The organism is Flavobacterium sp. TSSA_36, assembly GCF_051547165.1.
In the GTDB taxonomy this organism is placed as follows: Bacteria; Bacteroidota; Bacteroidia; order Flavobacteriales; family Flavobacteriaceae; genus Flavobacterium.
In genome coordinates, this window is sequence record NZ_JBPTTP010000002.1 from 172576 (window position 1) to 187156 (window position 14581).

6 protein-coding genes are annotated in these 14581 nt (G+C 37.5%); 5 read left to right on the top strand and 1 reads right to left on the bottom strand.

Features of this window, described 5'->3' with window-relative positions:
* Positions 1 to 306: 306 nt before the first annotated feature.
* Complete coding sequence (locus ACSVH7_RS04960) at positions 307 to 2607, bottom strand: tetratricopeptide repeat protein (protein WP_438065583.1); 2301 nt, start codon at positions 2605 to 2607, stop codon at positions 307 to 309.
* A gap of 1013 nt (positions 2608 to 3620) precedes the next feature.
* Here ACSVH7_RS04960 and ACSVH7_RS04965 point away from each other — a divergent pair.
* The 5 genes from ACSVH7_RS04965 to ACSVH7_RS04985 all read left to right on the top strand — a co-directional run bounded on the left by ACSVH7_RS04965 (position 3621) and on the right by ACSVH7_RS04985 (position 14451).
* Positions 3621 to 5063, top strand: coding sequence for a metallophosphoesterase family protein (locus ACSVH7_RS04965; protein WP_438065584.1), 1443 nt, complete (start codon positions 3621 to 3623; stop codon positions 5061 to 5063).
* Between the two features lie 33 nt (positions 5064 to 5096).
* On the top strand, positions 5097 to 7559 hold the full coding sequence (locus ACSVH7_RS04970; protein WP_438065585.1) for a DUF5010 domain-containing protein: 2463 nt from the start codon (positions 5097 to 5099) through the stop codon (positions 7557 to 7559).
* Between the two features lie 231 nt (positions 7560 to 7790).
* A complete protein-coding gene (locus ACSVH7_RS04975; protein WP_438065586.1) occupies positions 7791 to 10691 on the top strand; it encodes a DUF5010 domain-containing protein in 2901 nt (966 codons plus the stop codon).
* 409 nt (positions 10692 to 11100) lie between these two features.
* Positions 11101 to 11958, top strand: coding sequence for a metallophosphoesterase family protein (locus ACSVH7_RS04980; RefSeq protein ID WP_438065587.1), 858 nt, complete (start codon positions 11101 to 11103; stop codon positions 11956 to 11958).
* A gap of 78 nt (positions 11959 to 12036) precedes the next feature.
* Positions 12037 to 14451: an Ig-like domain-containing protein gene (locus tag ACSVH7_RS04985; RefSeq protein ID WP_438065588.1), complete on the top strand. Its 2415-nt coding sequence runs from the start codon at positions 12037 to 12039 to the stop codon at positions 14449 to 14451.
* Positions 14452 to 14581 lie beyond the last annotated feature (130 nt).

The window sequence follows — 14581 nt, forward strand, 5'->3', positions numbered from 1 at the left end:
TTATTTGTTTAACTTTTTATTACAAAATGTTAAACAAATAAAATTTCAATTAAAAAAAGATAATAAAAAATAATCAGATAGAATTTACCACTGTATCAGGAGTAGCAACCTACAACCATCCACTTTTTCTATAAAGCCTCAAATCCAATCGACTAATAGATTTAAATTCGAATAATTAACAAAATAAAAAAAAAGAATTCTAAGTAATTAGAATAAAATAGTATCATACTTCATATTGATTTCTCGCAAAGCCGCAAAGAAAACTCTTTGAATACTGCTATTGAACAATTCAATTTCCTACGAAGACTAAGGCTGAATTGAGTTAAGACGAAATTGTGCAAACAAACTTTGATAATTTGGATTATTACCATCCATTTTTTTTAGCAATGACACTGTTTCTTGAGCTTTATCCATGGCATTTGATTGCATATAAACAAACGCTAGCGCATAGTACAATTCAGAAGCATAGGGAGTTATAGTAATCCCTTTAGAAATAACACGTTGGGCTTCTTCTATTTTTTGGGACTGCAATAACAACAAGCTGTAATTGTAGTAAAGCTTTGGATTTTTAGACCCCAAAAGCAGTGCTTTATCAAATGCAGCTACTGCGGCTTTGGGTTGGTTCATTTCACTATACAATAATCCTAAATTATAAAAGATCCGTTCATTTTTCGGGTCATTTTTAGCGGCCTTTACTAAGGAAGCTAAAGCCTGAGTATTATTCCCTTGCGCATTATAAACAGCCGACAAATTGAGCCAAGCATAATTCATTTGGTCATCTTTTTTCAGTCCTTTGAGATAATAAATTTTTGCTTTTTCTAATTCATTTGTTTTCATGTAATAATCCGCAAGCAAGACATTCCCCGCTGAAAAATCGGTTTGATAATGTAAAAACTGTACTAATTCGTTTTGAGCCGCTTTGAAATCACTTTGAAATGTAGCAGGCAATGTGGCTAAGGGAATCGACACAACCAAATCAGCGGCGGCAATGCGCACCGCTCTCACCTTATCCTTTAGCAAGGGAAACACGTGAGGCATCCACTGTTCGGGTGGAAAATTTTGCAGACTTCTGATGGATCGATAGCGTACTTGAGCCTCCTGACTTTTCAAACAAAACAATAGGGCTGCTACACTTTTGGGGGTTTGTATGGAGGATAGGTAAAAAGCAGCCGTAGCCTTTATTATTTGGGGAACTTTCTTACCATAAATTAAGCGTAAAAGATGGGGCTCACTCATCTCATTTAGCGCACTTCCGGGCACTAAATCTTCTGCGAAGTGGTAGGCTCTTTTTTCTCCATACCATTGTACAACGGTCTTGGCTAATTCGGCATTAGTTTTGTTTTTATGACAATTAGAACAAGCGTTGGGAGTACCATAGCGCTGGGATAAATCAGGTCTTGGCGCTTTGAAATTATGATCGTGTCTGTAATCATTTCCCATATAAAATCTGCCCGGCATGTGACAACTCACGCACTTTGCCCCTTCTCCATCTGTCGCATGAAAGGTGTGTTTTCGGGTATCATATTGAGAAGCTACATGGCATTTCGTACAGGTTTGATTTCCTTGACGCTTCAGTTGCGTGGTATGAACGTCGTGACAATCACTACATTTCACTCCTTTGTTATACATTTTACTTTGCAAAAATGAAGCATAAATATAATCCTCCTCTTTGATTTGACCATCTTCAAAATAATATTCTTTGTCGGGAATTTGCGGAATGTAATTATCTAACAATTCTGTACTTTCAATATGCGTAGGTGCGATTTCAGTGGCTCTAGCATGACAGGGAGCACACGTATTTATCTCTTCCTTTTGCGAAGAATTTTTGGCTAATTTTAGAAAACTCCCTTTCATTCGTTCTCCGCTTTGATAGGCGGCTCCTTTAATGTAGTCCAAATGAGACGCTCCTGGTCCATGACAGCTTTCACAACTTACATTGATGACATCAAAGGTAGTTTGATAGGAATCCGTAGCACTTGAATATTTTTTTTGAAGGTTCGTGGAATGACATGTAGCACACATTGTATTCCAATTTTGAGAATTCCCCGTCCAATGTAACCAATCATGAGAAGCAATTTTTTGCCCCGAATATTGATGGTACCACCTTTTTTTCTCGGTGTCCCAACTCACCCTCGGAACTTGCATTCGTCCACCAGGAAAAGCTACTAGGTATTGTTGTAATGGGGTAAAACCAAAAACATACTTGACTTCATAATCATGATTTTTGCCATCTTCCCCCTCGGTGTTGATGAAAAATTTAGTACCTTTTTTAAAAAAATGACTAGTAACTCCGTCAGCAGTATAAGTGCTAGTATTAAAATCCCCTTTTACCGTTTCAGGAGTGGGCAATAACATAGATTTATAATGATGGGAAGTCGTCCATTGTTGGTGTGTAGCACGATGACAATCGATACATTTTGAATCACCTACATAAGTGCCATGACTTGGCTTGATTGCGGTAAATACTTCGTAATTTGAAGAATCTTCCGTGTAAAATAAGTACCCTAAAAAAAGGAGTAGTAGTACTAAAAATAAACCTACATAGCCGTAGAAACGTTTCAAATTAGAGAGATTACTGTTACTGATTAATAAAGAAAACGCGACCAAAACCTGTTTTGAATAGTGCTTATTCCGATTTTTAGAGACATTCCATCCCGACAAATATTGATAAATTAATAGCTAAATGCAAATTATTTGTGGCTAAAATTGGTTAGTATTTTATTTCCCTAAAAAAGGTGTTCTCCAAAATAGCACTAAAATTCTAACCTCTTGCTATACAGGTTTTTACCCAAAAAAATCGGAATAAAAAAATTCCATCACTTATTGCTACCTAGAAACGCTTTTAGAAAAATGACTGTCTGCTAAGTGTACCACATTGCAACAATGGAACGCAAATGATACGGATTGTACTGATTTTCAATGATCAAGTAAATTAAAATTTATTTATTTTTTTAACCATTAAGGTAGTAAGGTTCATTAAGTCTATGAAATGAGCATGAACAAAAATTGGTCGCAACAACCAATGATGCTATGCGATTCGAGTGAAGCGAATCGGCGAAGCAATTAGATATGACCGCTAAAAAATAAATTTTACATATAGGAAAACTAAATTTTTCTTCTTCTCTTAATGGTAAAAAAAAAATTAACTGTCCGCTATCTGTACCACATTGCAACAATGGAACGCAGATGACACGGATTGTACTGATTTTCAATGATCAAGTAAATTAAAATTTATTTATTTTTTGAACCATTAAGGCAGTAAGGTTCATTAAGTCTATGAAATGAGCATGAACGAAAATTGGTCGCAACAACCAATGATGCTATGCGATTCGAGTGAAGCGAATTGGCGACAATTAGATATGACCGCTAAAAAATAAATTTTACATATAGGAAAACTAAATTTTTCTTCTTCTCTTAATAGTAAAAATTTTTTTATGACTGTCTGCTATGAGTACCACATTGCTACAATGGATTTTAAAAAAAAGTGCATTAGTAATTTGCTAAAAATTCCTTCAAAAAAAAATATTTTAATTAATTAAAGCCACATTAATTCATAATTAATAAAATTTTAACCCCTGCCCCTACTTTTGAGGGAAACATTACACAACAAAAGAAAACAATTGGAAACACTACACTCTTCTTATCCGGACACTAGTTATCAATCTTTTACACAAAAAATCAAGCAAATCTTATTGCTGTCAGGGCTCTCATTTTTGATTGGCTTTGCCACCTTTGACCTACAAGCCCAGCAGATCGTATATCCTTGGCGAGCCACAACTGCTATTGTTAAAACAGGAGATAGCTTTGAAATTTGGTTCAACGCTTCCGAAGGACAAAAGGTAACCTCCGTTATAGTACAAAGTGACTACGTAAGCTTACACCCAAAATTCGCTGTGGAAACTGCCAATTGGGAATATGATAGCACTTCACATAATACCTTTACTACCAAAATTAGGGTGACCATCCCCAAAAAAACACCCGCAGACCGATACACCATTCACCTCAACACCAATAAAGGAAGGGTAAGCTCGCCTGCCGCAGTTAAAATTATCACTAATTATGCCAAAAGATATTATGTTTTGCATCTCTCGGATATCCATGCGTTTCAAAATGGGTATCCTACTACTATGGCTAAACTAAATACCCTGATTGAAGTAGCCAATATTATTAATCCTGAAATTGTTTTCAATACCGGAGATAATTTGTACCGTCCCACTGAGGAACGCATGCAACTCCTTTTTGAAGGAAATAGTGCCAAAAATGAAAAAGGATTGAATGCCCTCACTGCAGCCCAATTTACAACCGTTGGCAATCATGATACCGATTTTGATCATGTTCCAGAAAACGGCTACTATACTGAAAAATCCAAATGGTGGAACCAATGGTGGGGTTTACAAACCCATCAATTTTCATATGACAAAGCGCACTACATGATTCTTAATAATGCTTGGGTGGGATTTGATCCTTCAAAACAAATTGAAGCAAGCGCAAAATGGGCACAAAAAAAGAGAAATCCCAAGCTATTGGTTGCAGCAGCGCATATTAAAGATTCCGAATTGCTGGACTTGGACCAACTTGTCCCACTAGATTTGGTTTTAGTAGGCCATAATCATCATATTGCCCATGAAAATCCACGCCTTTTCAATGCTAAAAAAATTGAATACATAGCCAATTCGATACGAGATCATGAAGCGTTCAATTTATATGAAATCACGAATAAAACTGGAAAAATCACCCCAATTGGTGGTCCTACTGCACAAATCAATTTTGCAACGGTAACCAAAAATGAGCAAAAGGAAACGGTATATCAACCCAAATTATCCCTAACCTATGAAAACCCTAATGACGGTAAGGCCTCGTTCAATACTGCTTCACTCAAAAATAGTTTCCCGTTTCCAATTCATGCCGCCCGAGTCCGATTTGTAATGCCATTAGGACACCACTATACGATCACAAACGGCCAAATAGTACAAGCTTTTGATGGCGATTCATTTCATATTGTTGATGTCGCTATGGACCTTCCCGAGCAAAGCAACCTTACTTGTACAATACAACAGAAATAATCTACAAACGCAACAGCCACTAAACTAAAAAAAATGAAAAAAAAACTACGCGACTTTATTTTCTTGTCCTTATTACTACTTTCGACCTCTATGTATTCTCAGGAATTAGGCGCTACTTTTGCATGGCATTATAAGGAAATGGAAGGTGGACATGACTACCAATACAACCAATCTATAGCCAAAAAGGGGTTACCAAACGACAATACCAATTGGTCTACTACCACGGAATGGTGGGAAAACATGGCGGAAGAAATTGACTACGCTGGATTAAACTACATAGCGCTACTCAGCAGAGGCAATCAACCAAATGCCCCTGATCGAGGGAATGGCAATCCAAAACATATCAGTAAAATGGTGGAAGCTATGGACAAAAGAGGCATCAACTCCTTCAAATTAGCCATTTTTGACGACTGCCCTAATTCATGGACGGGTAGTAAAAATTGGAACGAATCAGCAGGAGCTTCCTACAGCATGACTCCAAAATTTGACTGCAGCGTAGTAGACAACTACAAATACATTTGGGATTACAACTTAAAAGAAGCCATTGGACGCATTCCTGACGAACGTCGTTATAAAATTGAAGGACGCATGGTCATTTATTTTTGGTCGGTTAAAACGGTTTGGATGAGCAACATTCAAGGTAATCTCACCAAGATTTTAGACCATATTAAAACTAAATGTTTTGAAACCTATGGGATCTACCCCTATTTTGTGATTGATAGAGACTGGCTAGATGTTGATACGACTTTACAAACTTCACCCCTAGTAGATGCCGTTCACAACTGGTTTTCTGCAGGAGGAGGAACCTCCAGTACTTTGCAATCCTGGACCGACCTCAAGACCAATACGTTAAAAAAAACAGGAGTATGTGTCCCTGGTTTTAGCGCTCCCGATGATATTGATGGACGTCCATTTTTGGATCCAAGTATGGGAACTACATCCCCTAAAGATAATGGCGCCCGACTCAAATACGGCTTAAACACTACCGTAAAATCTGGAGCAGCACTAACTTTAGTTGAAGGATTTACCGATGCCGCTGAATCTGCCGCGCTATGGAGAAGCTCCGATGAAGGCCAATTGAAATATTATGACTACCCAAATCAACGACTCAACATCTTGAGGAGTTACAGCACTAATCCGTATCCGAATTTTCTAAAAATGGAAATAGAAGCTTGTGATTTTCATAAAGATGAAACGCCGGGTAACAGCGGTGGTGCCTTTTTGGATATAGGCGATTTGGATGTAGTGAAAAGCACTGATACCAAAGGCGGCTGGCAAGTAGTCAATACCCAAGCCAATGAATGGATGGAATGGCGAGAATTGCCGCTACTCAAAGAAACAAAATTTCAAATTCGATATAAATCTACCGCTCCCGCTTCGATTCAATTTGCGGTTGATGGCGTTGCGATTCCTCCAACTGCGCTTCCTTCTTCAGATGGCAATTGGACAACCCTAGATGCAGGAAATTATACCACACCTTCCAACAGTTTGCATACCGTTCGAGTTACCATTCTTTCGGGTTCCCCGGAACTAAATTACTTTACCAGAAGCAATGCAACGACGACAGTAATTCCGGTACAAAGTATTGCCTTAGTTCCTAATCAAGTTACGCTAGAACGCTTAGCTACCAAACCGCTAAACGCAATTGTTACTCCTGATAATGCTTCTAACACTTCGATTACCTGGACAAGTAGTGCTCCCGCGATAGCAACCGTTGACACAAATGGCGTAGTTACAGCTTTAAAAGAAGGAAGTGCCATCATTACAGCAACTTCAGTCGAGGGACAAAAAACAGCTACGGCACTGCTTACGGTCATCGCTTCAACAGGAACGACCTTGCAAGCAGAAGAAGCTGTTTTCAAAGGGCCAACTGTCGCTAACAATCAGCCTGGATACAATGGTTCTGGATTTCTTGACTTTGTAAATAATAGTGGCGATACTATAAAATGGGACTATACTGCCCCTGAAGAAGGCGCCTATACTATTGCCATTCGCTATGCTTTGCCCAATGGGGGCAGGCCGCTAGAATTAAAAATCAACAACATCGTGGTAGCAGCTTCGTTGAATTTTCCAGCAACAGGAACTTGGGCCACTTGGAACTACATCACAACTTCGCAGCTCTTGAAAGTAGGTCAAAATGAAATACAGCTTTCTTCCATTGGCCAAAACGGAGGAAACATTGATGAGATCATCATTACTAAAAACACAACGCTTGCCACTCCTATTATTTCAAAAAATGATGTAGAAAAATCATGTACTATGTACCCAAATCCTTATAAAGGTGGGCTACTTAATCTCCATTTGATTGGTTTTACAAATGATGAAACTATAAAAATTTCAGTAACTAATTCCATAGGACAGTTATGTTTTCAAACCATTGTTCCTTTTTTAGAAACTATTGGCATCGAGCTGCCATCCAACCTAAAGCCATCTTTATATTTCCTTTCTGTTGAAACAGCTACTGCCAAAATCATAAAAAAAATATTACTTTATTAATAGACTGAAATGAAAGTTGAACTAATTTTAAAACTTAGATTTTTTAAGAACATGACAGAAACAATGTAGCATTCACCCCACCCTATAGGCCTTGTTTACAATAGTGCTTTTTATTATTATTTGTTTTGTTCATCATTATCCATGTTTTAACCAACACCTTAATTTGAATGTAACCAACGGGTTATTTTATCCAAAAAAACTATAAATACCACAATCCTAAAACTTTAAATTATGAAAAAAACGTTTGTAAACATTGCTTTTTCAATGCTAAGCTTATTGGTAAGCACCGGATTTACTTTTGCACAAGATGTAGGAGCCACCTTTTGTTGGCAATACCAAGAAATTTATGGTGGCCATCGATCGTATGATTTCAATAAGTCGATTGTAACGGACAACCTCCCTACAACCACTATACCTGAGTGGGCAGGCATGACGCAATGGTGGGAAAACCTAGCAGAAGAAATTGATTATTCAGGGATTGATTTTATTGCCATGTTAAGTAGAGGCAATCAACCAAATGCCCCTGATCGAGGTAATGGAAACCCGACACATATTGCAAAAATGGTCAATGCGATGAACACTAGAGGCGTTACCAATTTTAAACTTGCCATTTTTGACGATTGCCCAAACTCTTGGACGGGAAGTAAAAACTGGAATGAATCTGGAGGTACTAATTATACCACTTCTATAAAATTTGATTGTAGCAATACGGCCAATTATAAGTATATCTGGGATTATAACCTCAGACAAGCTATAGCTGCAATCCCGGATGCTAAACGATATAAAATAGATGGCAGGATGGTAATTTTCTTTTGGTCAGTAAAACCCACTTGGATGTCAAATACACAAGGAAATCTCTCGAAAATCCTTACTCATATTCGAACCCAATGTCAAGTTGAATTTGGTTTTACCCCATATATTATTATTGATAAAGATTGGCTCCCTAACGACACTACCTTAAACACTACAGTAGTAGATGCTGTTCAAGGTTGGTTTTCTGTTGCCAATGCCATTTCTTATACGCTAGAAACGTGGAATGGTAAAAAAATTGGTGCGCTTTGTCCTGGATTTGGTAAACCTACTGAAACTACGGATTATTTAGATCCAAGTATGGGTACTTCAGATAATGGCAAACGACTCAAAACTGGACTTACTGCCACTGTGGGCTCTGGTGCTAGGACTACCCTAGTAGAAGGTTTTACTGATGCAGCAGAAGGAGCAGCATTATGGCGTAGTAATGACAATCAATATTATGATTACCCCAATCAAAGACTCAATATTTTGAGAAGCTTTTCGAGCACTCCTTATCCCGCAATACTTAAAATTGAGGCAGAATCTTGTGATTATAATTATGATTTATCGACTTCCAATACCGCCGCAACTTTTTTAAAATCAGGAAATTTAGATGTAGAAAAATGCACGGATGCCTTCAGTGGATGGAATGTTACAGATACTGAACCCAGTGAATGGATGGAATGGAGAGAATTGCCTTTATTAAAAAATACAAAATTTCAATTGCGATACAAATCCAGCGCCAGTGCCTCCATTAAATTTTCAGTCGATGGAGTGGATGTATCAACAATCAATTTACCCAACACTAATGGAAATTGGTCAACAATCGATGCTGGCAATTATAATACTACTAGTAATAGTGTACACACTGTAAGACTCACCATAGTAACTGGCACCCCTGACATCAATTACATTAACCGAGTAAATGGATATGTTGCTGTAACCAATGTGACGTTAACGCCTGTATCTTCCACAATAGTAGACGGTACTACCCTTCAACTGACCGCCACCGTTACACCTTCTAATGCAACCAATAAGAACATTACTTGGTCTTCTAGCACTCCTTCAGTAGCCACTGTAAATTCGGCTGGACTTGTTACTGCTATTACCCCTGGAACCACTACAATTACAGTCACTACTCAAGATGGAAGCAAGACTGACACTTCTAGTATTACAGTAATTACTACTTCCAATCCTCCTAAAACGCTACAAGCAGAAAATGCTAGCCTAAATGGTGCTACTATCGCTACAAATCAAACAGGTTATAATGGCACCGGATTTGTGGATTTTGTCAACGATACGGGAGATTATATTCAGTGGTCAGTTACCGTTCCTACAACAGATACGTATGAATTGCGATTTCGATATGCCTTGCCAAATGGTGGGCGACCCTTAGAACTAAAAGTCAACGGAATCGTAAAATTAGCCTCCATGGACTTCCCTGCAACTGGCTTATGGAACACATGGCAAACTATTGCTACCCACCAAATTTTAACAGCAGGTACTAACACCATCCGACTAACTTCAAACGGGAGTAATGGAGGCAATATTGATGAGTTAGTCGTGATTCCATATTTAGATGATTGTGATTCCTCAAGTGCATGGAACACTGCGAGCGCAAACACCTTATCCTATTATACAACTGACAAAAAACAAGGAACAGGCTGCTTACAAATGATTGGAAACGCAACGGAAGAGTTCAAGAAAGTATTCTCCCCTTCCTTTAATTCTGGAACCACTAGTACTAATGGCATACTCTCCTTTTGGTATTATATATCAGATGTAACCAAATCAGGGACTGTGTGGGTGGAATTAGGAAGTGGCGGTGTAGCTGACAGTAATGAATATAGTTGGGCACTAAGTGGTTTAACCAATGGTTGGAATAAAATAAATTTAAAAATAAGTGATGCTTCTGTTTTGGGTGCACCAAATCTCAATGCAATAAATTGGTTTCGCCTTTATAACTCAAAAACAGCAAGTATTACAACGAGAATCGATGCCTTACAAATCATCACAACAACTGTAGAAAATTCGCAAAAAAATGTAAATGCTAAAAATAAAGTTGAAACAAATACTACTGAACTTCAAAATCTATCGTTTGGAGCGTACCCTAATCCTTATATAAGGGGATTACTCACCATTAATTTAGGGAACTTTGACACTACCGTGGAAACGCATATTAGAATTACTAATAGCATCGGGCAAGTAGTATACGAAACCTTATCAAAAGGACAAAATGAAGTAGTTGTACAACTCTCCAATCATTTAGAAAAAGGTTTATATTTTGTAACCGCTACAAATGAAAACCAACAAAATGTTCAGAAATTACTAGTAGAATAATTTACAGCAAAACCCATACGAATACAAAGACCTTAAGTGGAACTGTTGCAGTATGGGTTTTTTATTGGTCACAATAGTCTCGCTAGGACAAAAAAGCGCAGTATTCACAGTGCTTTCTTTAAGACTTTGTGGCTTTGCGAGAAACCAATATAAAGTAGGACACTATTTTATTCTAATTACTTACTCCAGCAATAATTCATCCTTCCCTTATCAATTGTATAGTTTATCAAGCAAAAAAATGAAGTCGCCACAAAATAAAAAATATTAATGCCAAATTAAGAGTCTCGTTAAGCATTAATTAAGTCATTATTAATTGCAACCCTCTACATTTGGAGTATAATTTAATTAAGTGATGAGTCGCCATTTTTTCAAAAAAATTGACCAAAAATTGACCTGCAGGCTAGCAAAGATGATGTTTTGCTTCTTGCTTTTGAGTTGGTTTCCCTTTGTCGCTAAAGGACAGCAAGTCAAAATTCTAATCTTTGGTGATTCACAAAAAATTGTCAACGAAGCACCTTCAGATTATTTAACCGGAATGCAACAAGTACTTACGGATCCGCAAACTAATGATGCTGACTTCATCCTTCAAATGGGCGACCTAGTGGAAGACAACCAAATTGAAAATTGGAAAATTGTTCAACAAGCTTGGCGCAAGTTGGATGGCAAAATTCCTTATGTATTGAATGTAGGAAATAATGATGTATTTAGAGACCCAAAGGCAAAAAACTTCAATACATTTTTCCCTCTAAAAAAATACAAAAAATGGAAATCCTATGTCGATCATCATAAACATCACAACAATGTAGCGCATCGTTTTTTTAAATCAGGAAGCAAATGGTTAGTGATATCGTTACAATACGGCGCGGATAACAAAACCGTTCTTTGGGCTGAAAAATGGATAAAAAAAAGCGCAACAGAACGCGTGATTTTAATTTCACATGATGCAAATAGCAGTTCCAAAATCACACAACTCGGTTTAAAATACCCCAATGTAATCGCCGTATTAGCTGGACATACAGCGCGTTCTGGACCAACAGTTTTAAACAAAACAAATGGAAAACCTTTATTGTATTTAAAAACCTGCTTCCACGATAAAAAATTAGATCTCTATGGCTGCCATGTTTACTTCGATATTGAAAAAGGGACGATTTCTGGAAAATACTATGCCACAAATTATCAAAAATTTTGGGACAATGACTCCAGTATTGCCATAAACCATCCCAAAAGACCCATTGAAACAGAATGGTCGTTTACAGGTTTTAAATAAAAATGAATACCAGACATTAATTTTTCAAAAAACAATAACAACTATCATCTTTTGAATAACCTTAAACCAATAGAAAATATGAAAAGATACCTTTACGTAATGATACTAAGTTTTTGGAGTGCTTTCTCCTTTTTGGGGTACGGGCAAAATATAGTATATCCTTGGAGAGCTACTACTGCCATAGTAAAAAGTGGGACTTCCTTTGAAATTTGGTTCAATGCGCTCCCGGATCAAACGGTAGATAACGTGGTTTTAAAAGCACCTTATCAAAGTTGTGCAACTACTATCACTACTGAAAAAGGAAATTGGATCTATGATAACATGTCAGGTAAAAGCTATAATACTAAAATAGTAGTTACCGTACCTACTTCTACTCCAGCCGATCGATACGATATCGTACTTGCTACTTCAAAAGGCGAGGTAATTTCTTATGGAGGAGTAAAAGTGGTGAAAAATTTTCTGAACGAATATTATGTCATGCACCTCTCGGATGGTCATTTGTATCAAAACGGATATAATACCGATGTTTTGTTAAAAAGAAAATCTGCCATGTTAGACATCGCAAACATTATGGATGTTCAAGTACTTATTGAAACTGGCGATAACATGTACAATGTTAGAAATCATCCTGAAAGAGAGGAGTATTATTTTTTAGGCAATACCACACTCAATACCAAAGGGATGTCCAAAACAACTGCCGCTACTTTCTTAATTCCAGGAGATCATGAAGGCCTAAATGCCAACGATTTTGCTCAAGGTACCGCACTTCAAAACGCCACTTTTGTAAACGATTATTATGGCTTACAAAACTTTAACTTTCAATATGGAAATGGTCGTTTTATGTTGCTCAACAATGCTTGGGTGGTATCTGAAACCAATGCAGGGGAACATCAATACCAAATCGACAAGGCTATCGATTGGCTAAAAACTAATGGAAAGGGGGGTAATTTCCATTTAACCGCAGGACATGCCTACAACAAAATGCATCATAACATCGATGCATTCCAAAAACTAAGCTTGGTATTAGCTGGAGACAAACACAATATTTTTACCAACAATCCCTATTCTTTTACACCCGGAAGTGCGGCAATTGCTTACATCGCTGCTGCAATTCGAGATCATTTTTCATTTAATCTTTTCAAGGTAAATAACAGTAATGGTAGCTATACTACTCCTTCGGGGACCAATGCCTCCAATACGGTTTTGTTTGCAGGAACTAAAGATAATCCAGCCTCATGGGAGTCTAACTTAACCATCGCCTTTTCTACCCCAAATGACGGAAGTAGCGATACCAACAAAGCAACACTAGTGAATCGATTTAATTTTCCTATTACCAATGCCAAAATTCGTTTTGTAGTACCTAAAGGAAAAACGTATAGCGCCACTAATGGACAAATCGACCAAGAATTTGAGGGTACTCAATTTCATATCATTGATGTGATAAAAGACTTAGAACCCAACAGCACCACCGAAGTATATATTGCTCCGGGGCTTGGCATTGATTTATGTCCAAATGATCCCAATAAATCTGCACCTGGTACTTGTGGTTGCGGCGTACCCGAGGGAAGTTGCACCATTCCAGTAACGAACATCGCTATTAATCCTGTAAGCTGTAACTTACATCTGAATGTAACCCAACCCCTAATTGCAAGTATTACCCCTAATAACGCCACTAACAAATCCCTTACTTGGTCCTCTTCAAATCCTACTATTGCAAGTGTCAACGCACAAGGACTAGTTACTGGTTTAAGTGGAGGAATCGCAACAATTGAGGCTATTACGGCAGACGGAACCAAAAAAGCCAGCAGTACCCTTACTGTTATTCCAAGTAATACCGTCTATCAAGCCGAAGATGTTGAATACAAAGGCCCCGCACTAGTAACGAATCAACCCGATTATCACGGCACAGGTTTTTTAGATTTCACCAATGCCTCGAATGATTTCATCAAATGGACGGTATATGCACCAGCTGAAGGCAATTATGATGTGGCTTTTAGATATGCTGCCAGTTCAATTCGTGCTTTAAAACTCACTTTGAATGAGGTAGACGTACAATCATCTGTCGCTTTTCCATCCACAGGAAGCTTTTCCGTTTGGAACACTTACACTATCAATCTGCCACTAATTGCAGGAAACAACAGTATTCAATTGACCGCAACAGGAGCAAGTGGTGGTAACTTTGATGAATTGGTACTTTCCAAAACTCTTGGCAACAAAGCATTTTCTTCACCAAAAAACAATCGATCTGTCGTGATTTATCCAAATCCTTCTCAACATTCAAAAATTAAAATTGACTTTATAGGTTTTGAAAACGACAAAAAAACGACAATTCAAGTCGTTGCACTAAATGGCCAAATTATGTATGAAGAAACACAACAAAGCCCTACTCAGATTACACTTCCTCATTCCGATAAATTAGAAGAAGGCCTGTATTTAATTAGTGTAAAATCAGAAACTGTACATATCATCAAAAAATTAATCATACAGCACTAAAGTCTTTTTTGGGAATTGTGTTCCCCACGAAATAATTCTATATTGTAAACCACTACAACGATTTTATAAATAAGTAATGATCAATACATTCCACCATAAATTCCCTAAAAAAAGACGTAACGCTTTAATC